The 19,848-nt window shown below is 70.9% G+C and carries 19 protein-coding genes; 7 read left to right on the top strand and 12 right to left on the bottom strand.

Annotated elements, in window-relative coordinates:
• Position 1: 1 nt before the first annotated feature.
• The 3 genes from BKA15_RS31910 to BKA15_RS31920 form a co-directional block, all read right to left on the bottom strand.
• Positions 2-1,300, bottom strand: a complete 1,299-nt coding sequence (locus BKA15_RS31910; RefSeq protein WP_179757679.1) for an outer membrane protein assembly factor BamB family protein — start codon at positions 1,298-1,300, stop codon at positions 2-4.
• Between the two features lie 160 nt (positions 1,301-1,460).
• Positions 1,461-2,492, bottom strand: a complete 1,032-nt coding sequence (fgd, locus tag BKA15_RS31915) for a glucose-6-phosphate dehydrogenase (coenzyme-F420) (protein WP_179757680.1) — start codon at positions 2,490-2,492, stop codon at positions 1,461-1,463.
• A 168-nt stretch (positions 2,493-2,660) separates the two neighbouring features.
• A complete protein-coding gene (locus BKA15_RS31920; RefSeq protein WP_179751010.1) occupies positions 2,661-3,287 on the bottom strand; it encodes a superoxide dismutase in 627 nt (208 codons plus the stop codon).
• Positions 3,288-3,452: 165 nt separating this feature from the next.
• Here BKA15_RS31920 and BKA15_RS31925 point away from each other — a divergent pair, with 165 nt between their 5' ends.
• From BKA15_RS31925 to BKA15_RS31945, 5 genes are all read left to right on the top strand, one after another.
• Positions 3,453-3,788, top strand: coding sequence for a PadR family transcriptional regulator (locus BKA15_RS31925; protein WP_179757681.1), 336 nt, complete (start codon positions 3,453-3,455; stop codon positions 3,786-3,788).
• Position 3,789: 1 nt separating this feature from the next.
• Positions 3,790-4,737, top strand: coding sequence for a permease prefix domain 1-containing protein (locus BKA15_RS31930; protein ID WP_179757682.1), 948 nt, complete (start codon positions 3,790-3,792; stop codon positions 4,735-4,737).
• A gap of 61 nt (positions 4,738-4,798) precedes the next feature.
• Positions 4,799-5,992: a thiolase family protein gene (locus BKA15_RS31935; protein ID WP_179757683.1), complete on the top strand. Its 1,194-nt coding sequence runs from the start codon at positions 4,799-4,801 to the stop codon at positions 5,990-5,992.
• A 15-nt stretch (positions 5,993-6,007) separates the two neighbouring features.
• Positions 6,008-6,769 (top strand): 3-hydroxyacyl-CoA dehydrogenase, encoded by a 762-nt coding sequence (locus tag BKA15_RS31940; RefSeq protein ID WP_179757684.1) that lies wholly within the window; start codon positions 6,008-6,010, stop codon positions 6,767-6,769.
• A 93-nt stretch (positions 6,770-6,862) separates the two neighbouring features.
• Positions 6,863-7,339, top strand: a complete 477-nt coding sequence (locus BKA15_RS31945) for a hypothetical protein (protein WP_179757685.1) — start codon at positions 6,863-6,865, stop codon at positions 7,337-7,339.
• Here BKA15_RS31945 and BKA15_RS31950 read toward each other — a convergent pair.
• Together BKA15_RS31950 and BKA15_RS31955 are read right to left on the bottom strand one after the other, a co-directional pair.
• Positions 7,326-8,099 carry an enoyl-CoA hydratase-related protein gene (locus BKA15_RS31950; protein WP_179757686.1) on the bottom strand — a complete coding sequence of 258 codons (774 nt, stop codon included), beginning with the start codon at positions 8,097-8,099 and terminating at the stop codon, positions 7,326-7,328. The genes BKA15_RS31945 and BKA15_RS31950 overlap by 14 nt on opposite strands.
• 44 nt (positions 8,100-8,143) lie before the next feature.
• A complete protein-coding gene (locus BKA15_RS31955) occupies positions 8,144-9,319 on the bottom strand; it encodes a citrate synthase (protein ID WP_246322468.1) in 1,176 nt (391 codons plus the stop codon).
• Between the two features lie 91 nt (positions 9,320-9,410).
• Here BKA15_RS31955 and BKA15_RS31960 point away from each other — a divergent pair, with 91 nt between their 5' ends.
• Both BKA15_RS31960 and BKA15_RS31965 read left to right on the top strand, forming a co-directional pair.
• On the top strand, positions 9,411-10,823 hold the full coding sequence (locus tag BKA15_RS31960; protein ID WP_179757687.1) for a citrate synthase: 1,413 nt from the start codon (positions 9,411-9,413) through the stop codon (positions 10,821-10,823).
• A 203-nt stretch (positions 10,824-11,026) separates the two neighbouring features.
• Positions 11,027-11,281 carry a hypothetical protein gene (locus tag BKA15_RS31965; RefSeq protein WP_179757688.1) on the top strand — a complete coding sequence of 85 codons (255 nt, stop codon included), beginning with the start codon at positions 11,027-11,029 and terminating at the stop codon, positions 11,279-11,281.
• Positions 11,282-11,788: 507 nt separating this feature from the next.
• On the opposite strand, the gene BKA15_RS31970 is transcribed toward BKA15_RS31965, so the two are convergent.
• From BKA15_RS31970 to BKA15_RS32000, 7 genes are all read right to left on the bottom strand, one after another.
• Positions 11,789-12,418, bottom strand: a complete 630-nt coding sequence (locus BKA15_RS31970; RefSeq protein ID WP_179757689.1) for a bifunctional 4-hydroxy-2-oxoglutarate aldolase/2-dehydro-3-deoxy-phosphogluconate aldolase — start codon at positions 12,416-12,418, stop codon at positions 11,789-11,791.
• 9 nt (positions 12,419-12,427) lie between these two features.
• Positions 12,428-13,372, bottom strand: a complete 945-nt coding sequence (locus tag BKA15_RS31975) for a sugar kinase (RefSeq protein ID WP_218871663.1) — start codon at positions 13,370-13,372, stop codon at positions 12,428-12,430.
• On the bottom strand, positions 13,369-15,336 hold the full coding sequence (locus BKA15_RS31980; RefSeq protein WP_179757690.1) for a penicillin-binding transpeptidase domain-containing protein: 1,968 nt from the start codon (positions 15,334-15,336) through the stop codon (positions 13,369-13,371). Before BKA15_RS31980 ends, BKA15_RS31975 begins: the two co-directional genes overlap by 4 nt.
• A gap of 95 nt (positions 15,337-15,431) precedes the next feature.
• A complete protein-coding gene (locus BKA15_RS31985; RefSeq protein WP_312879592.1) occupies positions 15,432-16,493 on the bottom strand; it encodes an ABC transporter ATP-binding protein in 1,062 nt (353 codons plus the stop codon).
• A complete protein-coding gene (locus BKA15_RS31990; protein WP_179757691.1) occupies positions 16,490-17,701 on the bottom strand; it encodes an ABC transporter ATP-binding protein in 1,212 nt (403 codons plus the stop codon). The genes BKA15_RS31985 and BKA15_RS31990 overlap by 4 nt, the downstream gene beginning before the upstream one ends.
• Positions 17,702-17,713: 12 nt before the next feature.
• Positions 17,714-18,859, bottom strand: coding sequence for an ABC transporter permease (locus BKA15_RS31995; RefSeq protein WP_179757692.1), 1,146 nt, complete (start codon positions 18,857-18,859; stop codon positions 17,714-17,716).
• Positions 18,856-19,848 (bottom strand): ABC transporter permease, encoded by a 993-nt coding sequence (locus tag BKA15_RS32000; RefSeq protein WP_179757693.1) that lies wholly within the window; start codon positions 19,846-19,848, stop codon positions 18,856-18,858. Before BKA15_RS32000 ends, BKA15_RS31995 begins: the two co-directional genes overlap by 4 nt.

Consider the following 19,848-nt stretch of genomic DNA (forward strand, 5'->3'; position numbering starts at 1 on the left):
ATCACCGGTGTTGCGGTGCGTCGGACGGGGCATAGGCCCAGACCACGCCACCGCCTTGGCCGCCGCCGGCGTTCCCGCCGCCGAGCAACACGGTGCCGTCCGGGGCGACCGCGGGCGTCGTGTTCGCGACCGTCGGCGTGCGCCGGTAGAACAGCAGCGCTCCGGTCGCCGCGTCGAAGGCCTGGAGCGCTCCGAACGCCTGGCCGCCGATCTGCAGTCCGCCGGTGTAGAGCACGCCGTTGACGACGGTCGGGGTGGTCGGCTTCTGGGCTCCGGTGTCGGCGACGGCGGTCTGGCGGCCGGTCGCGGAGTCGAGGACCAGGATGCTGGAGTGCGTCGGGAAGTAGACCCGATCGCCGGCCGTCGTCGGGGTCGGGACGCGGTCGTTGTAGAGCGGGTCGCTCTCAGCCCTGCGGTTCCACCGGACCTGCCCCTCCGTGGTCAGCGAGACCAGCCGCACCATGCCGATGTTCTGGCCGACCCGGTAGTTGACCGCGAAGTACAGGTCGGCACCGTCGGAGGCCAGGGTGTCGTCGATGCGGCCGCCGAGGAACCTGCGGACCTCGGTGACGGTGGGTTCCGTGCCACCCGGGACCGGCGGGGCGACCGCGACGATCCTGCCGTCGAAGGTGCCGACGTAGATCGTGCCGTCGAGCACCAGCGGGCCGGCGAGCATCGGATGCTCGGCATCTCCCTCAGCGGCCCGCGCCGCCCAACGCCGATTGCCCCGGTCGGAGAAGGCGTCGAACGCCACGACGGCGCCGCCCCTGGCTGTCGCGTAGAGCGTGTCGCCGACGATCGCCAGCCCGTTCACCCAACCGCCGTGCGGCACGGCCTGGCGCCAGAGCAGTCCGCCGGTCGCGTCGTCGAAGGCGCAGACGTAGCCGGCAAGCGTGCCGACGAAGACGCGTGAGCCGGCGACCACCGGCGAGGACTGGATCTGGTGGCCGCAATCGTTGCTGGACCAGGTGGGCACGAACGAACCCGGGTCACCCTCCGTCCCGGTCGCCAGCGGCAGCTTCGTCAGCCGGCCGTCCTCATCGCCGATGTAGACGTGATCGCCCGAGACCACCGGCGAGGAGCGGTACTTGCCGTCACCGAAATGGCTGGTCCACGTCGGTGCCAGCGTCATCGCTGTGTCCGGGGTCGCGGGGCCGGCAGCGCCCGCCGGCGCGATGGTGGCGGTCAGCAGGACCGCTGTCGTCACGGCCGCGATCGCGCAGAGCCGCCGGAGTCGGCCCTTCCTGCGGATCGCGCCGGTTCGGGTTCGCTGCGCCACGGATGCCGGTGCATACGTCATGGTCGATCTCCCTCGAGTGCCTGGGTGCTGGTGTTGCCTCTTCAGGCTTTCCGAAGGCGAGGACGATCAGAACCCGGCTGCCCGGACACCTCCCTGGAGGTTCTCCGCCAGCATCGCGTACGGGCAGCAGGGCGTCGAGCTACCGGCCAGCAGGGCCGGGTCAGTTCTGCGGCAGCGCCCGGAGCCGGGGTGCGAGGTCGCGCTCGAACAGGTCGAGGAAGCGTTCCTGGTCCGCTCCGGGAGCATGGAACACGAGGTGATTGAAGCCCCAGCTGACGTACTGGGCGATCTGCTCCACCGTCTCGTCGGGGTCGGAGCCGACGATCCAGCGCTTGGCGATCGTCTCGATCGGCAGTGCATCGGCGGCGCGTTCCATCTCGACCGGGTCGGTGATGTCGTGCTTCTGTTCCTTGCTGAGCGACAGCGGCGACCAGAACCGGGTGTTCTCCAGGGCGGCCTCGGGATCGGTGTCGTACGACAGCTTGATCTCGATCATCCGGTCCAGCGAGTCGGCCTCGCGGCCGGCCGCCTGGGCGCCCTCGGCGACGGCCGGCAGCAGCTGATCGACGTACAGCTCAGCGCCCTTGCCGGAGGTGCAGATGAAGCCGTCCCCGGCGCGGCCGGCGTATTTGGCGACGACAGGTCCGCCGGCGGCGATGTAGACGGGAACTCCGCCCTCGGGCCGGTCGTAGATGCTCGCGTCGTGGGCGGAGTAGTAGTCGCCCTCGAACGTCACCCGCTCCTCGGTCCACAAGGCCCGCATCAGCCGGATCGCCTCGCGCAGCCGGGCGAACCGCTCCTTGAAGGCGGGCCAGTCCTGCGGCCCCGCGCCGCGGAAGCCGGTCGCGATCTCGTTGAGCGCCTCGCCGGTGCCGACGCCGAGCATGATCCGGCCCGGGTAGAGACAGCCGAGCGTCGCGAACGCCTGCGCGATCACCGCGGGGTTGTAGCGGAACGTCGGCGTCATCACCGAGGTGCCGATCTGCACCGTGGAGGTCCGTTCACCGACCGCGGCCATCCAGGCCAGCGAGAACGGTGCGTGGCCGCCGGTGTGCCGCCAGGGCTGGAAATGATCACTGACGCTGACGCTTTCCATACCGTGACGCTCGGCCGACACCGAGAACTCGACCAGCTCTCGAGGCGAGAACTGTTCGGCGGAGGCCTTGTAGCCGAGCTTCAGGGGGAGGGGCATCGAATCTCCTTCGTCGCGCTGGACCGGCGGCCAACCGAAGCGTAGCGCCGCCGCTCCCGAACGAACCAAGAACCACCCGCCCGCATTCCCCGCTGCCCGCGCCCTGAGCCTGTCGAAGGGGACTTGATCAAGGTGGGCCTCGACAGGCTCAGCCCGCGATGGTCTGGGTCAGGCCGGGATGATCAGGCCGGCGGTCTGGGTCTTGGCGGCGGCGTAGCGCTGCTGGGCGTCGGCCCAGTTGACGACGTTCCACCAGGCCTTGACGTAGTCGGCCTTGACGTTTTGGTACTGCAGGTAGAAGGCGTGTTCCCACATGTCGAGCAGCACGATCGGGATCTGGGCGAGGGGGAGGTTGCCCTGCTGGTCGAACAGCTGGACGATGTTCAGCCGCTGGCCGAGGGCGTCGTAGGCGAGGATGGACCAGCCGGAGCCCTGGATGGCGTTGGCGTTGGCCTCGAACTGGGCGCGGAAGGCGTCGAAGCTGCCGAAGGTGGCGTCGATGGCGGCGCCGAGGTCGCCGTCGGGCTTGTCGCCGCCGTCGGGGGAGAGGTTGGGCCAGAAGACGGAGTGGTTGATGTGGCCGCCGAGGTGGAAGGCGAGGTCCTTTTCGAGGCGGTTGATGTTGGCGAAGGAGTTGGTGCTGCGGGCTTCGTCGAGTTGGTCGAGGGCGGTGTTGACGCCCTTGACGTAGGTGGCGTGGTGTTTGTCGTGGTGGAGTTCCATGATCGTGCCGGAGATGTGGGGTTCCAGCGCGGCGTAGTCGTAGGGAAGATCAGGAAGCTCGTAGGCAGGCACTGCAGGGGTTCCTTTCGTGATCCGTCGAGGTACGAACTCCACTCTGCAACCTGAACTCCGGTTGAGGTCAAGGGACCACCCCGCGGTCCGAGGCAAACACAGGAATGCGCGTCGGACGTTAATGTGTATCTTGTCTTAGTGTGTGTCGCACAGTATCGTGTAGGCATGAGCGAAGACGAGGCGTTGACGATGCACCTGCAGGAGTTGCGCCGCGGCACGGTGGTGCTGGCGTGCCTGCAGCTGCTGCACCGCCCCGGGTACGGCTACGGCCTGCTTGAGGAGCTCGGCCGGCACGGCTTCGCGGTCGACGCCAACACCCTCTATCCACTGCTCCGGCGGCTGGAGAAGCAGGGCTATCTCGCGAGCGAGTGGAACACCGATGAGGCGCGCCCGCGCAAGTTCTACCGCACCAGCCCGGCGGGCAGCAGCCTGGCCGAGGCACTCATCGCCGACTGGCGGTCACTCACCACCGCCATCGAATCCTTGACCCAGGAGCACTGACATGGCCAGTTACACCGAGCGGTACGTCGCCGCGGCGACCCGCACCGTGCCGGAGCACAACCGCGCCGATCTGCGGGCGGAGTTGCAGGCGTCGATCGCCGACGCGATCGAGGCGCGGACCGAGAACGGGGAGGACCACGCAACGGCCGAGCATGCCGTCCTGACCGGCCTCGGCGACCCGGACCGGCTGGCCGCCGGCTACGCCGAGCGCCGGAACTACCTGATCGGACCCGAGTTGTACCGGGACTGGTTGCGGATGCTCAAGCTGTTGCTGTGGGCGGTGCTGCCGGTCGCCGTGGTCGGCGTCATCGTCCGGGCCGCCACCGGCGCGTCGGGCGGTGAGATCATCGGGGCGACGGTGACCTCGATGCTGACGGTCGGCGTGCACGTCGCATTCTGGACGACGCTGTTCTTCGTGATCTTGGAGCGGGCCGGGGTCCGATCGCCGTCGGCGCCGTGGACCGTTGAGCAGTTGCCGGACGTCCGTCCGGAGGGTGCCGTCGCGCGGACGGATCTGGTGGCCACGCTGATCTTCCTCGCGGTCATGATCGGCGCTGTGCTCTGGGATCGTTTCGAGGGGTTCGTCCAGATCGGCGGGCAGGGCGTGCCGGTGCTGAATCCGCAGCTCTGGTCGGCCTGGATCGGCGTACTGCTGGCGATCCTGGCCGCCGAGACGATCTTCGCGATCGTGCTCTACCGCAACCGCTGGTGGACTCCGGCGCTGGCCGTGGCCAACGCGGCCATCGCGATCGCGGCCGGGGCGGTCGGGCTGTTCCTGACCTCCACCGGCGTCCTGTTCAACAGCGCGTTCTTCGACATCGTCGCGGTGGGGGACCCGGCCGGTGTCCGGCAGGTCGCCACGGGTGTGGTCGCCGCCGGCTTCGTCATCGTCGCCGTCTGGGACATCGCCGACGGAGTGATCAAGACGGTACGGCGGCGACGCGGCTGACCTCTCCCCGCAGCGGCGCGACGGGTTACTGTGACCGGGACAAACGGTGGGAGGGATTGCTATGCATGACGCGGTGATCGTCGACGTGATCCGGACCGGCTCCGGGCGAGGCAAGCCCGGCGGTGCGCTGTCCGGCGTCCATCCGGTGGACCTGCTGGCCGGCGTCCTGGCCAAGCTGGTGGAACGCAACGGCCTGGACCCGACCCAGGTCGACGACGTGATCGCCGGCTGTGTCTCCCAGGCGGGCGAGCAGACGTTCAATCTGGCCCGCAACGCGGCGCTCGCGGCGGGCTTCCCGATCACCGTGCCCGGCGTCACGATCGACCGGCAGTGCGGGTCCAGCCAGCAGGCGGCGCACTTCGCGGCCCAGGGCGTGATCGCCGGCGGGTACGACATCGTGATCGCCTGCGGGGTGGAGTCGATGAGCCGGGTCCCGATGGGCTCGCCGGTCGGCGGCCGGGATCCGTTCGGACCCAAGATGGCGGAGCGGTTCGCGCCCGGTCTGGTGCCGCAGGGCATCTCGGCCGAGCTGATCGCGGCCCGCTGGGGCTTCGACCGCGACGCGGTGGACGGCTATGCCGCCGAGTCGCACCGCCGGGCCGCGGCCGCCGCGGCGACCGGCCGGTTCGACAACGAACTGGTGCCGGTGCCGATCACCGCGGAGGACGGTACGGAACGGGCGCACACCGCCGACGAGACCATTCGCCCGGCCACCACGGTCGAGGGACTGGCCGGCCTGAAACCGTCCTTCTACGACGAAGCCACGGACGCCCGGTTCGGCGGCCTGCCTTGGCTGATCACGCCCGGCAACTCGTCGCCACTGACCGACGGCGCTTCGGCGGCGTTGATCATGTCCGAGCGTCGCGCGACGGAGCTCGGCCTGCGGGCGCGGGCCCGGTTCGTCGGGTTCGCCGTGGTCGGCGACGATCCGATCATGATGCTGACCGGGCCGATCCCGGCGACCCACCGGATCCTGGAGAGGACCGGGCTGTCGCTGGACCGGATCGACGCGTACGAGGTGAACGAGGCGTTCGCCCCGGTCCCGTTGGCCTGGGCCGCCGAACTGCACGCCGACCCGGAGCGGCTCAACCCGTGCGGCGGCGCGATCGCGCTCGGGCACCCGCTCGGCGCGTCGGGCACCAAGCTGCTGGCGACGCTGGTCAACCACCTCGAGGCGACCGGCGGCCGGTACGGTCTGCAGACGATGTGCGAGGGTGGCGGCATGGCGAACGCCATGATCATCGAGCGGCTCTGAGAGAGGAAAACGATCATGAACCTTGCCGGTCAGGTGGTCTTGGTGACGGGCGGCGCGTCCGGCCTCGGGCTCGCGACGGCGCGCGCGCTGCAGGCTGCGGGTGCCAAGATCGTGATCTTCGACCTGCCGTCGTCGCGCGGTGAGCAGGTCGCCGGAGAGCTCGGCGAGCAGGTACGGTTCGCGGCCGGCGACGTGACCGATCCCGACTCGGTCTCCGCCGCGCTTGACCTGGCCGGCACCCTCGGTGATCTTCGAGTGCTGGTCAACTGCGCCGGGATCGTCAACGCAGCAAGGACTGTGGGCAAGCGCGGCCCGTTCCCGCTGGAGGAGTTCCAGCGGGCGATCATGGTCAACCTGGTCGGCACGTTCAACGTCACCCGGCTGGCCGCCGAGCGGATCTCGGCCGTCGAGCCGCTCGGCGAGGAACGGGGCGTGATCATCAACACGGCCTCGGTCGCGGCCTTCGACGGCCAGGTCGGCCAGGCAGCGTACTCCGCGTCGAAGGGCGGCGTGGCCGCCATGACGCTGCCGATCGCCCGCGACCTCGCGCCACTGTTGATCCGGGTGGTGACGATCGCGCCGGGGATCTTCGATACCCCGATGATGGCCAGCATGACCGACGAGGTACGGGCCTCGCTCGCGGCTCAGGTGCCGCACCCGTCCCGGCTCGGCGACCCGTCCGAGTACGGCGCGCTGGCCGCCCACATCGTGGCCAACCCCATGATCAACGGCGAGGTGATCCGCCTTGACGGCGCGATCCGGATGGCGCCGCACTGAGTCGTCCTGGTCCGGCGGGTTCACCCGCGCCGGGGAGTTCGTTCACCCCGCCACCGGATCCCCGTACCGGTCGCAGACGGGAGGCTTGAGGCCATGACGACGTCTCAGGTCAGCACCGACGCCACGGCAACGAGAGTTCGCCGGCTGGTCCGGGTCGCCGGGCTGGCCACGGCCGGCCACTGGCTGCTGTACGTGATCGAGAAGGTCTACCTGGCCGGCCAGGGCAGGATCGGCATGGTCGGCTCGCCGATCCCGCCCGAGGCGTACGCCGACATCCCGAACCCCGCCCTCGCCCAACTCGGCAACGCGGCGTTCGGCCTGGTCCCGGTCGCGATCGCCGTCCTCGCGATCACCCCGGCCGGCCGCCGGATCCCGCGCCCGCTGCTGCTCCTCGGCCTCTGCGTGGTGCTGGCGCTGACCCTGGCCCTCGGCGCCCTGCTGCTCGGCCAAGGAAACTGGCTGCACCTGGCGATCGCCGCAGCCGGCCTGGTCGCCATCGTCTCGCTGGCCGCGGCATCCTTCCTCCGGCTGCCGGGCACCGCGCACGCCCGGCCGGTCAGCGACCGGTGAAGCGCGGCGGCCGCTTCTCCGCGAACGCGGCCAGCCCCTCGGCGTGGTCCGCGCCGCTGAGCAGTTCGACCTGGTGCTCCCGCTCGTACGCCAGCGTGCCGGGCAGGTCCGGCAGGGCGGCCGCGTTGACCGCCGCCTTCGTCGCCGCGTAGGCCCTGGTCGGCCCGCCGGCCAGCCGCTCGACGGTCCGCCGACAGGCCGCGGCGAACTCCTCCGGCCCGTGCACCTGGTCCACCAGCCCCAGCCGCTGCGCCTCCGCGACCGGCACCGGATCGCCGAGCAGCAACACCCGCAGCGCCGCGGCCCGGCCGAGGGCGGCGGTCCAGAAGGCGGTGCCGCCGCCGTCCGGCATCAGCCCGATCGACTCGAATCCGGGCTTCAGGTACGCGTCCTGGTGCGCCACGACCAGGTCGCAGGCCAGCACCAGCGAGGCCCCGGCGCCGACCGCGGGCCCGTTCAGCAGCGCGACGACCGGCTTCGGCGCGGTGCAGATGGCGGTCGCGATCCGGTTCAGCACGTCGATCAGCGCGCCGCCGTCGCCCTCGATCCCGGCGGCGAGATCCGCGCCGGCGCAGAAGCCGCGGCCGGCACCGGTGATCGTGATCACCCGCACCGTCTCGTCCGCCGCGGCATCCTCCAGCGCGGCGGCCAGCACGCCGGTCGCCTCCGCGGTGAGAGCGTTCAGCCGGTCCGGCCGGTTCAGGGTGATCGCGGTGACCTGGTCGGTGGTGGCGACCAGGACGGGCGGTTCGGCAGACATCGGCGGCTCCTCACTAAGCTGATCCGTCGATCCTGCCACGAGTGCTAGCGCTCCGACAGCGGCGGCACCGGCGCCGGCGGGGTCGCGCCGACATAGCGGGACGACGGCCGGATGATCTTGGAATCCTCTGCCTGTTCGAGGATGTGGGCGGTCCAGCCGATCACCCGGGCGACGGCGAAGGTCGGCGTGAACAGCTCGGCCGGGATGCCACAGTGCTCCATCACCACCGCCGCGTAGAACTCGATGTTCGTATTCAGCGCCCGGCCCGGCTTCAACTCGGCGAGCAGGTCGATCACGGTCCGCTCGACCTCGAGCGCGAAGTCGGCCCGCGGCGTCCCGTACCCGCGCACGAGCTCCTTCAGCATCGCCGACCGGGGATCCTCGGTGCGGTAGACGGGGTGCCCGAACCCCATGATCCGACCGCCGGAGTTGATCTTGTCCCGGACCCAGGGCTCGATCCGGTCCGCCGTGCCGATCTCGTCCAACGCGGCCAGCACCCGGCCCGGCGCGCCGCCGTGCAGCGGCCCGGACAGCGCGCCGACCGCACCGGTGACGCAGGCGGCCAGGTCGGCGCCGGTGGAGGCGATCACCCGGGCCGTGAAGGTGGAGGCGTTGAAGCCGTGGTCGATCGCCGCGATCAGGTACGCGCTCAGCCCGGCCACCTGCTCCGGCGTCGGCTCGGCGCCGGTCAGCCGGTGCAGGTAGTCGGCGGCGAAGCCGAGCTCGGGCCGCGGCGGGACCGGCCGCAGGCCTTGCCGGACCCGATGCGCGGCGGCGATCAGGCCGGGCGTGACGGCGCCGACTCGGAGTGCCGCGTCGAGCCGTTCCTCGGCGGTCTGGTCGTAGAGCGGGGCGAGTCCGGCCGCGGCGCCGTACCCGCTGAGCAGGGTGCGCAAGACCGCCATCGGCTCGGCTCCGGTGGCGACGGACGGCGGCAGCAGCGCGACGACGGGGGCCGGGATCGCCCGGACGGCGGCGGTGCGTTCGGCGAACCCGGCCAGGTCGGCCGCGTTCGGCAGCCGGCCGAGCAGCAACAGGTGCCACACCTCCTCGAGGCTCGCCTCCCGGGCCAGGTCAACCGCCGAGTACTGCCGGTAGTGGTAGAAGCCCTCCCGCCCGCGCACCTCGCCGAGCGAGGTCTCGGTGACGACGACGTTGGTCAGCCCGGGCGGGACGTCGATCGGCGTGTCGTCCATCCGGTCGATGATCATGCGCGGCATGTCGGTTCCCCTTCGTCTTGACTACGCTTCACTGTCAGTTTGATTGATGGCACAGTCAACGTTGATCGAATCAACCTGAGGGAGGTGTGCGGTGCCCGACCTGCCGCGGCTGACCAGCGCCGAGACGGCCGCCCGCCTGGGCATCCGGCTGGAAACCCTTTACGCGTACGTCTCTCGCGGCCGGATCACCCGGCACCGGGACAGCGACGGCTCGACCTTCGACCCGCTGGAGGTGGAGCGGCTGGCCGCCGACCGGCGGCGTGACCCGGCCGTGAATCGCCGGCCCGGCCCGGCCGGCACCCCGCTGATGATCTTGGACACCGATCTGGCGCTGATCGAGGACGGCCGGCTCTACCTGCGCGGCCGCGACATCGCCGGGCTGACCGAGCGAACGTACGAGGAGGTCGCTGGTTGGCTCTGGGACGCCGGATCGGGGCGGTTCACGACCGGGGCTGAACGTGGGCCGGCCGACGCGGCGGGAGTCCCGGCCGGGGTGGAGCGGGGATCGGCGCGGATGGAGCCGAGATCGGCGGGGTCCGAGCGAGGTCCGTCCGGGACCGGGTCGGTCCCGGATGGCGCCGTGGCCGAGCCGGGACTGATCGGGCCCGAATCGACGTCGTTCCGGATCGATCCGGAGTTGTTCCGGGCCGATGAGGGCGCGGTGACGGCCGCCCGGATCGTGCTGGGCTCGATGCCCGCGAGCACCCGGCCGATCGATCTGATCATGGTCGCGACCCGGGTGTTCGGCCAGACCGATCCGCTCCGCAGCGACCTGTCATCGGGCCGGGTGACCAGGGCTGCCGGGGCCCTGCTGGCCGGCCTGATCGCCGCCCTGCCCGATCAGGCCGAGCCCGGACCGGCGCCTCGCCGGGGCCGCACGCTCGCCGCGGCACTCTGGCCGAAGCTCACCGCTCGGCGGCCGACCCGGCCCCGGGTGGCCGCCCTGAACGCGGCGCTGGTCGCGCTGTTCGACCACGACCTCGCCGTCTCGACCCTGGCCGCCCGGGCGGCAGCGTCGGCCCGCGCGGATCCGTACAGCGTTGTGTCGGCGGGGCTGGCGGCCCTGGACTCGGCACTGCACGGCACCGCGAGCGTCGACGCGTACCACCTGCTGTCGGCGGTCGAGCGCGGAACCTCGGTCGACCGCGCGCTCGCCGAGACCTTGCGCGGCCGGACCGGAGTCCCCGGCCTCGGCCACCGCCTCTACGCCGGCCAGGATCCGCGCGCCACGGTGCTGCTGGATCGACTCGCCACCGTGCCCGGGACCGGCCGGACCCTGAGGCTGGCCGACTCGGTCGCGGAGACGGTGACCCGCCGCACCGGTCAGTCGCCCAACGTCGACTTCGCCCTCGCCTGTCTGGTCCGCGCGTTCGGCATGGCGCCCGAGTCCGGCGAGGTGATTTTCGCCTGCGCCCGGATCGGCGGCTGGATCGCCCACGCCCTCGACGAATATCAGCGCCCGCCGCTCCGCCTCCGCCCGACCGGCCGGTACGTCGGCCCCTGACAGGCAAGCTCCAGCCAGCCCGTTGGTCCGCTACGACCGACACGCTGTGGTTCTCGCCGTGCTCGTCTCGGTCGGCGGTTGCAGTTCACCGGTGCCCGCTGGCGATCGGGCCGCCATCGACAAGGTGAACTGCGCTGCGCGAGGTCGCCACCGACGGCGATGCCGCCTGCGCGCAGATCACTCCTGAGCATGGGCGGACGCCGATGCCGACCACGGTCGAGTTCAGATCGATCACGGTCGGGAACGGCCAGGCGATCCGGAACCTGACCATCTCCGGCGACGGCGCCTGCACACTCACCGTCCAGAAGGGCGGCGAGGACTGGCTGGAGGACCTCGAACTCGGCGGCGAACCGGAGCGCACCGACTACGCCCTGAGCCCGGTTCGGGGCGGCCTCTGGGCCGGGCGCACCGACGGCCAGCTGTCGGTCAAGACTCCGCCGGGTCTGGTCTGTCGCTAGCCGCGAACCGGGCCACGGCCCACCGTCCAAGCCGCACCCCCGGTCGGGCGAATCGGGTGTCCCAGATCTGCGATGGAACGCCTCCCGGGAGCCGGGAAACCGATTGCTGGATCCGTTGCGTTGCAGATTTGTGACACCGGCCAGGAGCGGCGGCTGGATCGCCCACGCCCTCGCCCCCAATCCGCCGACCGGGCACAAAAGCAGCCGTTTCCGCGGCGTGTCGCTGCGGAGGTGCCCAGTCGATGGATTGGGTCAAGCAGGCGGGAAGGGCAGGATCGGGCCTGGCCTTCGGCGGGTTCAGGGTGCGTCGCGGTTCGGGCTTGGCCCGTCGGCGGGTTCAGGGTGTGCTGCGGTTCGGGCTTGGCCCTTCGGCGGGTTCAGGGTGTGCTGCGGTTCGGGCCTGGCCTTCGGCGGGCTCAGGATGGGTGCGGTTCTGGCTTGGCCCGTCGGCGGGCTCAGGGTGCGCCGCGCTCGCCTGGCCCTTCGACAGGCTCAGGGCGCGGTGGCTCAGGAGTTCCGGACGGTACGGATCGCGGCGAGCAGTTCGGCGACGGACGCGGCGGGGTCGGGGCCCTTGGTCAGGGCGGAGCCGAGGCCGACGGCGACGGCGCCGGCCGCGATCCAGTCCGCGGCAGTGTCGGGGGCGATGCCGCCGGTCGGGACGCAGTCCAGCTGGGGCAGGGCGGCCAGGACGTCCTTGAGCGAACCGGGGGACCAGCGGCTGGCCGGGAAGACCTTGATCAGGTCTGCGCCGAGCGACTTGGCCTGCAGCATCTCGGTCGGGGTGGCGCACCCGATTGCGGTCAGCACGTCGTAGCGGAGCCCGACCTCGATCACGTCCGGTGCCAGCGTCGGCGTGACGAGCAGTTGGGCACCGGCCAGCACGGCGGCGCGGGCGGTGGCGGCGTCGAGGACGGTGCCGGCGCCCATGATCCGCCCGTCGCCGGCCTCGGCGGCCAGGGTCTCGATGGCGCGCAGGCCGCCGGGCGTGGTGAGTGCGACCTCGACGACGCCGACTCCGGCGTCCCAGATCTGGCGGGACTTGACGATCGCGTCGTCGGCGTCGCCGGTCCGGACGATGCCGATCACGGCACTGTCGATCACCGCCGCGCGGACGGCGGCCGAGCCGGAGGTCATGATCAACTCCTATCGGTCGATGTCGGCGCCCTCGGCGAGCACCCGGTCCCGGGTGGCCGCGTCCGGCAGTCCGATCGCGTCGCCGTGGGTGGCGACCACCAACGATGCCACAGCGGCGCCCTCGGCCAGCCGCCGGTCCACCGGGAGGCCGCGCAGCCACGCCGACAGCCAGCCCGTGTTGAACGCGTCGCCCGCGCCGACCGGGTCGACCAGCGGCACCCGGCGTACGCCGACCGCGGTGCTGCTGCCGGGCGTGTGCTCGACGGCACCATTGCCGCCGTCCTTGATCACGACCGTGCCGACACCCCGTTCGAAGAACCATTTCTCGGTCGGCACACCACCGGTGATCATGGTCGCCTCGTCGGCGCCGACGAAGATCAGATCGGCGTGCCGGGCCAGCTCGTCGACGATCCGGGCCCACTCGTCCGGGCCGGCCAGCCGGAGCCGCAGGTTCGGGTCGAAGGTGACCGTGACGCCGGCCCCCCGGGCCATGATCATCGCGGTCTTGCAGGCCTGGAAGGACGACGCGGACAGCGCGGCGGTGATCCCGGTCAGGTGCAGCAGCCGGGCCGCCCGGATCGCCGTACCGGGAAGATCATCGACGCTGTACGCGGTCGACGCGCTGCCGGACCGGCGGTAGTGGACGGTGATCGGCCGGTCGACGGGGGAGTCCCGGATCAGCAGCCCGGTCGGCAGCTCCGGATCGGTGATCAGCCCGGAGACGTCGATCCCTTCGGCCCGCAGCTCGCGCCGGATCCGGGCGCCGAACACGTCGTCGCCGACCCGCCCCGCGTATGCCACGGCGTGCCCGAGCCGGGCCAGGCCGATGGCCAGGTTGCTCTCGGCGCCGGCGATCGACCAGGCGAAGCCGGTGGCGGCGTCGAGCGGCAGGTCGCGCTCGGCCAGCAACAGCGCCATCGGCTCGCCGAACGTGACGACCTCGGAGTCGGTCATCCCACTCCCTCCAGGAATTCCTCGAGCAACGGCCCGGCGGCCGACGACCCGGACTTGCCGTCCTGGACGAACACGGCGACGGCCAGGTCGCCGCGGGCCGCGATCATCCAGGCGTGCGTCTTCAGCGGCGTGTCCGAACCGTACTCGGCGGTGCCGGTCTTGGCGATCACGTCCGGCCCGTCCAGGTCCTCCAGGAACCGGCCCGAGCCCGAGGTGACCACGCCGCGCATCAGCGACCGGAGCTGCGTCGCCTCGGCCTTGGTCAGCGGCTTGCCCTTCTGCTCCGGCACCTGGTCCTTGATCAGGTACGGCAGCCGGGTGCCACCGCCGGCGACCGAGGCGGCGACCGCGGCCATCGCCATCGGGGAGGCGAGCACCTGGCCCTGGCCGATCAGGGTTGCGGCCCGCTCGGTCTGCAGCTTCGGCTCGCCGAGCTTGCCGTAGAAGGACGGGAAGCCGGAGTCGTGATCAACGCCGAAGCCGAGCGAGGCCGCGGCTTCGGCGAGCCCGGAGTCCTTGATCTTGGACAGCTGGCCGATGAAGGCGGTGTTGCAGGACTGGGCGAACGCCTCGGACAGCGGGATCCGGCCCAGCGATCCGCTCGGATAGTCGCTGTAGTTGGTGAAGCGGCGGCCGTCGACGGTGATCGTCGCCGGGCATTCGATCATGCTGTCCGGCTTCAGCCCGGCCCGCAGCAGGGCCAGCGCGGTGATCACCTTGAACGTCGAGCCGGGCGGGTACTGCCCGAAGTTCGGGATCGGTTCGCCCTCGGAGTTCGGTCCGGTGGCGGCCGCCAGCAGCGCCCCGTCGGACTTGCGCAGGACGGCGATCGCGGCGTCGCCCTTGACATCGCCGAGCGTCTTCTCGGCCAGCTGCTGGAGCGCGACGTTGAGTGTGATCGTCAGGTCGACGCCGCGGACCGGCTTCGCGGTGAAGATCGGCTCCGTGGTCTCCGGCCCGGTCGGGTAGGACGTGGGCGACGGGGTCGGGCTGGGCGACCCGCCGGGCTGCGACGAGTCCGGGATCACCTTGACCTCGATGCCGGGCAGTCCGCGCAGCTGCTCGTCGTACCGTCGCTGCAGGCCGGACAGCCCGACCTGGTCGCCGGCGACGACCGTGCCCTTCGACTTGTCGACGATCTCCTTGGTGGCCTCGCCGACCGTGCCGATCAGGGCCCGGGCGAACGTGCGGCTGGGGCCCAACACCCGGTCGGCACTGATCGCGCGGGCGCCGGTGATCTTGAGGACGGACTCGTTGCTCGGCCGGGCCTTGTCCTCCTCGCGGAGCACGATCGCCTCGACGAACGCCTGCTTGCCGGCCTGCTCGACCTCCTTGACGTAGGCCGCCGGATCGATCTTGACCAGCTTGGCCAGCCGTTCGGCGGACTTCGCCGCGTCCTTGCCGGCCTTCTGTTTGTCGATCCCGATCCGCACCACGGGCCGCAGGTTCATGATCGTTTCGCCGTCGGCGCCGATCAGCTCGCCGCGGGTCGGGTCCAGCCGTCGGCCGGTCAGCCGGTTGGTTCCGTCCAGGTTGGGCTGGACGACGTCCGGCGCCCAGGTGGTCCGCCAGCGCCCGTCCTCGACGACAAGCCGGGCCGTCGCGTCGTACACCCAGCGGTCCTTCACCCCCGGGAAGGCCCAGGTGTAGGAGAGCACCGCGGTCGCCTCGTCCCCGCTGGTCTGGATCTCACCGACCTCGACGGTCCGTTTCGACCCGGGCAGCCCGGCCACCAGCGCGTCGAACTGCTCGTCGACGGCGGTGCCGTCCAGCCGGGAGAACTGGACCTTGGTCAGATCGCCGGACTGCAGCCCGGCGGCGAGTTCGGCGGCCGCCCGCGCCGGGTCGTCCCCGGGCGGCGGCGGTTCCGTACCGCCGCCTCCGCCGGCCGTGCAGGCGGTCAGGGCGAAGGCGAGTCCTCCGGCGATCAGGAGGCGGAGTCGGGCGAAGCTTCGGTCCGGCACCGGCCCATCCTTACATCCGGCACAACACCCGCCCCGTGCGCCCCACTTCCCCAACTTTCCTGTCGCTTTACGTGAGAAGTATCTGTGGGGAAGCGCTAGTTTTTCACGTTACGTGAAAAACCGGCAGATCCCCGGCCGCCGATGCCGAGCAGGTGGAGGTCCTCGGCGAAGTGGCAGCGGGAGACGGTGTCGGGGGCGGTGTGGTGCTCGCCGGGCACGTCGTGGGTGCAGCGGTCCTGGGCGTGCGGGCAGCGGGGGTGGAAGACGCAGCCGGGGATCTGCTCGGCCGGGTCGGGGATCTCGCCGCTGATCGGCGGTCGCTCGTCCCGTCGGCGGTCGGGGTCCGGCACCGGCAGCGATGCCAGCAGTGCCTCCGTGTACGGGTGCCGCGGCCGGGCGAACAGTTCCGCGGTCGGGGCCTGTTCGACCAGTTCGCCGACGTACATCACGGCCACCCGGTCGCACAGGTGCTTGATCACGGCCAGGTCGTGCGAGATGAAGAGGTACGTCAGCCCGAGCCGCTCCTGGAGTTCCTGGAGCAGGTTGAGCACCTGGCTGCGGATCGACACGTCGAGCGCGGTGACGGCCTCGTCGCAGACCACCAGCCGCGGGTTGGTGATCAACGCACGGGCGATGCCGACCCGTTGCCGTTCGCCGCCGGAGAAGGCGTGCGGGTAGCGCTCGGCCTGGTCCGGCCGGAGCCCGACCAGCCGCATCGTCTCCAGCACCCGCTCCTTGAGGTCGGCGCCGCGGGCAAGCCGGTTGGTGATCAAGGGCTCGCCGATGATCTGGGCGACGGTGAGCCGCGGGTTCAGCGAGGAGTTCGGGTCCTGGAAGATCATCCGGATGTCCCGCCGGTGCCGGCGCAGCTGCTCCGGGCCGGCGGTGACCAGGTCGACCTCCTCGCCGGCCTCGGTGTGGTAGACGATCGATCCGCCGGTCGGCCGGTGCGCGCGCAGGATGCAGCGGCCGAGGGTCGTCTTGCCGCTGCCGGACTCGCCGACCAGTCCGATCGTCTCGCCCTGGCCGATGCTGAGCGACACGTTGCGGACCGCCCGGACGGTCATCCGGCCCCTGGCGCCGAACCAGCCGCGGGCGACGGCGAACTCCATCGACACGTCCCGGAGCTCGAGCAGCGGCGGGTTCTCCTTGATCACGAGGCCACCTCCGCGTGCGGTGCCGGGTCGAGATCGCGGCCGATCCCGTCGTCCACGGCCGCCGCGTCGGGATAGTGGACGCAGCGGACGCCGCGCGGCCGGGCGCCGGCGGCGCCGTCGATCATGGACGGCAACGCGGCCGAACAGTCGTCGATCGCATGATCACAGCGGGTGACGAACGGGCAACCGTCGGGGCGGTTCAACGGGTGCGGGACGGTGCCGCGGATGGTGCTGAGCCGCTGCCGGTCGGTCGCCTCGAGGTCGGGGATGGAGGCCAGCAGGGCTCGGGTGTACGGGTGCCGCGGCGAGGCGAACAGCTGGTGGACGTCGCACTCCTCGATCACCATGCCGAGGTACATCACCGCGACCCGGTCGGCGATCTCGGCGACCACGCCGAGGTCGTGCGTGATGAACATCATCGCCATGCCCAGCTCGTCCTGCATTCGGCGCAGCAGGTCCAGGATCTGCCGTTGGGTGGTCACGTCTAGCGCGGTGGTCGGCTCGTCGGCGATCAACAGCTGCGGCTCGCAGACGATCGCCATCGCGATCATGGCCCGCTGCCGCATTCCGCCGGACAGTTCGAAGGAGTACGCGTCGAACCGTTTCTCCGGGCTCGGCAGCCCGACCCGGCGCAGCGCGTCGATCGCCCGGTCCTTGGCTTCTGCCGCGGAGAGCCGTTCGTGCAGCATGATCATCTCGGTCAGCTGCCGGCCGATCGTGTGCACCGGGCTGAGCGAGGCCATCGGCTCCTGGAAGATCATCGAGATCTCCTTGCCCCGGATCGCCCGCATCGCCGGGCCGCCGGTCGGCAGCGGCGCGAGATCGATCGCTTCGTGCCCTGAGCCTGTCGAAGGGCCTTGGGGATCATCTCCCTTGCCCTTCGACAAGCTCAGGGAACGTTCGGGCCGTCGTTCGTTGCGGCGCCAGGCGCGGCGGAGGCCGCTGCCCGGTGCCGGGCCGAGGTTCACCCCGGACCGGGTCCGGAACCAGATCTCGCCGGCGGTGATCCGGCCCGGTTCGTCGACGAGCTGCATGATCGACCGGCCGGTGATGCTCTTGCCGCAGCCGGATTCGCCCACCACACAAAGGGTTTCGCCCGGCCGGATGGTCAGGTCGACGCCGTCGACCGCCCGTACGGTGCCCTCCCGGACGGCGAACTGCGTCTTCAGCCCGCGGACCCGGAGCAGCGGTTGATCTTGCTCAGCCATCGCGCGCGCTCCCTAGGATCCGTACGGGTCGGCGGCGTCGCGGAGCCCGTCGCCAACGAAGTTGAAGGCCATCACGGTGATCACCACGGCGAGCCCGGCGAACAACATCCAGGGGGCTTCGGCCAGAACCCGGATCGACTGCGCATCACCCAGCGTGACGCCCCAGCTGACCACCGGCGGCTGCAGTCCGAGCCCGAGGAACGACAGCGCCGTCTCGCCCAAGATCATTCCGGGCACCGACAGCGACAGCGACGCGATGATGTGGCTGGTGAACGCGGGCAGCATGTGCTTGCCGATCACCCGCAACGGCCGGGCCCCGTCGAGTTCAGCGGCCAGCACGAAGTCCTCGTGCCGGATCTGCAGCAGCCGGCTCCGGATCACCCGGGCCATCCCGGTCCAGCCCATCAGGGACAGGATCAAGGTGATCGCGAAGTACGTGCTCAACGAGTCCCAGCCCGGCGGCACGGCGGCCGCCAACCCCAGCCACAGCGGCAAGGTCGGGATCGAGATGAAGAACTCGATGATCCGCTGGATCGCGCTGTCGACCCGGCCGCCGAAGTAGCCGGACAGCCCGCCCAGCAACAGGCCGAGGGTCAGACTGAGCACCACGCCGATCAGGCCGACCGACAACGAGATCCGGGACCCGTAGATCAGCCGGGACAACAGGTCCCGGCCCTGCTGGTCGGAGCCGAGCAGGAACACGGGAGCGCCCGGCTCGGTCGACCCGAACAGGTGCACGTCGCCCGGGATCAGCCCGAACAGCTGGTACGGATCGCCCTTGACGAAGAAGCCGACCGGGATCCGTACGCTCTCGTCGATCTGGTAGTCCCGCTTGAGCGTGTCCACGTTGGGCACCCCGACCACCCCGTTGACGTACAGGTGCGGCGCGGTGGGGGAGATCTTCACCCATTGCGGCGGCGAGTACGCGGCCTGCGGCAGCGCGGTGTCCTGGGCCCGCGGCGCGACGAACTCGCAGGTCGCGCCGACCAGATAGAAGATCAACAGCACGAAGAGGCTGATCACGGCCAGCTTGTGCCGGGAGAACCGCCACCAGATCAGCTGCCGCTGCGAGGCGGTGGCGACGGATCGCTTGTCCGCAACGGCTGCAGGCCCTTCGACAGGCTCAGGGCGCGTTTCCTCCAGGGTGTCGTTGATCATGCCAGCCCCGCCCGGACTCGGGGATCGACCGCGGCCAGCAACAGGTCGCTGATCAAGGTCCCGATCACGGTCAGCACACAGACGATGAGCAGCACGCTGCCGGCCAGGTACATGTCCTGGCTCTGCAGCGCCCGCAACAGCAGCGGCCCGGTCGTCTCCAGCCCGAACACGGTCGACACCAGCACCTCTCCGTCGAAGATCGCCGGGATCGCCCAGCCGATCGTGGCGATGAACGGGTTCAGCGCGACCCGGACCGGATAGCGAAGCAGCAGGCTGCGCTCGTCCAGGCCGCGGCCGCGCGCCGCGACGACGTACGGCTTGCCCAGTTCGTCGAGCAGATTCGCCCGGAGCACCCGGATGGTGCCGCCGACACCGCCGGAGACCAGCACCGCCGCCGGCAGCCAGAGGTGGCTGAGCAGGTCGAGCACCTTGCCCAGATTCCAGTTCGCCTGCGCGTACTCGGCCGAGAACATGCCGCCGACGCTCCAGCCGAACACCTGGAACTGCACGTACATGCAGACCAGGGCGATCAGGAAGCCCGGCACCGCGACGCCGAGGAACGCCAGCACGGTGATGATGTAGTCGATCACGCCGTACTTACGGGCCGCCGAATAGATCCCGGCCGCCAACGCGATCACCCAGCCGACCAGGAACGCGGTGATGCCCAGCCCGAGGGTGAGCGGCATCCGTTCCGCCAGCAGGTCCGAGACCGGCCTGGCATAACTGAACGACTGGCCGAAGTCGCCGCGGAAGACGATGTTGGTGATCCAGGTCCAGTACTGCACGATGATCGGCTGGTCCAGGGCGTACCGCTGCCGGAGTGCGATCAACTGCTCGGGCTGGACGACCTGGCCCTCGCGCTGCAGGTTGACCATCACCGTGGTCAGGTAGTCGCCCGGTGGCAACTGGATCACCAGGAACGACACCAGGGACACGGCGAACACGGTGGGGATCATCAACAGGATCCGCCGGACGACGTACTTGATCAT

Source organism: Microlunatus parietis (assembly GCF_013407955.1).
Lineage (GTDB): Bacteria > Actinomycetota > Actinomycetes > Propionibacteriales > Propionibacteriaceae > Microlunatus > Microlunatus parietis.